Here is a 1,517-nt window from a genome sequence, read left to right on the forward strand (position 1 = left end):
CGTTGTATTCTGGCTACCTTTAGGGCTCTATGCCGATGAAGACACTAACGGACACATCGATAACATACTGCATGTCGTAGCACCGGGTGAGGTAGTCTTAACGTGGTGTGACGATCCATCTGATCCTCAATATGAGATTTCACGACTAGCTGAACGTGCTCTCAACTCTCATCCTGATGCACAAGGTCGGACCATAACGATCCGTAAAATCACAATGCCCGGCCCCTTATTTATGAGTGGAGAAGAAGCGGATAGCTTCGACGCCGAGCCGCATGAATCTCGTTATGAAGGCGTGCGACTTGCAGCAAGTTATGCCAATTTTCTAATCACCAACCAACAAATCATTTTCCCGTTGTTAGATCCAAAAACAGATGCTCAAGCCGCTGAAGTTCTTCAACAGGCGTTTCCTGATTATCAGGTCACGGGAATAAAAGGTGGACGGGAAATATTATTAGGCGGCGGTAATATTCATTGCGTCACGCAACAAATCCCTAAAGCGTCCTAACAAAATCTGTTAAGCCTCCAGGGATAGTACGTTGGCTAGGTATCGAATTCATTCTGACTGAATAACACTCTCTCAGATATAGAATGATCGTAGCGCGCAGATATCGCATTAACGGCATTAATGCGTGGCAGCAAGCCTTGTCCGTTGGCCAATTGAATAGCTAGACCTGGTCGCGCATTCAACTCCATCAGCAAGGGGCCTAAGTCTTTGTCTAAGACTAGGTCGACACCCAAATAACCAAGATTCGTGATTTCATAGCAACGCGCCGACAAAGCCAGCAAGTCATCCCATCGCGGAATATTAAGCTTCGTGAGATCTTTGCCTGTATCAGGGTGAAAGGTCACTGGGTTGTCGCGCATAACTGCACGCAACGTACTGCCATTACGGATGGATAAACCAACACCAACAGCCCCTTGATGCAAGTTAGCCTTGCCGTGAGACGAGTGCGTGGACAATCTCGTCATCGCCATCACCGGATAGCCCTTGTAAACGATCACACGAATATCCGGGACGCCCTTATAGCTCATACCTTCAAAGCACGGATCAAATTGAACTAGAGATTCGACAATGGCCACATCATTTCGTCCGCCCAAGCTATAAAGACCACTTAGAATATTGGAGATATGACGATGTACATGATTACTATCAATTTCAGAGCCATCTGTACGGATGAAGTGATCGCCTCTACGATCAATAATTACCAAAATTCCTTTACCACCACTGCCCTGCGCAGGTTTGATAACGAAACCCTCGAGCCCTTTTAATGTTGGTTCCAAACTTCGTAACTCATATTGCGCGCGGAACACGGCAAGTAGGTCAGGCGTCGCAATACCAGACTTCAGACAAAGTTGTTTGGTTTTCAACTTATTGTCGACAAGGGGATACAATTGGCGAGGGTTGTTCTCTGCAATCAGCTGGACATTGCGGCGGTTCATTCCGATGATGCCGCATTGTTTTAGACGTTTAGGGCTGGCAAAACCAAACATGATCAACGATGTTCCAAAATCGATTT

The 1,517-nt window shown here is 46.5% G+C and carries 2 protein-coding genes; one reads left to right on the forward strand and one right to left on the reverse strand.

Annotated elements, in window-relative coordinates; translation table 11 throughout:
- Positions 1-505: agmatine deiminase family protein (locus tag A3738_RS14655; protein ID WP_197473868.1), on the forward strand; the 505-nt coding region annotated here is incomplete at its 5' end.
- A 35-nt stretch (positions 506-540) separates the two neighbouring features.
- Here A3738_RS14655 and A3738_RS14660 read toward each other — a convergent pair.
- Positions 541-1,491, reverse strand: a complete 951-nt coding sequence (locus tag A3738_RS14660) for an alpha-L-glutamate ligase-like protein (protein ID WP_068502922.1) — start codon at positions 1,489-1,491, stop codon at positions 541-543.
- Positions 1,492-1,517 lie beyond the last annotated feature (26 nt).

The organism is Oleiphilus sp. HI0066, assembly GCF_001635725.1.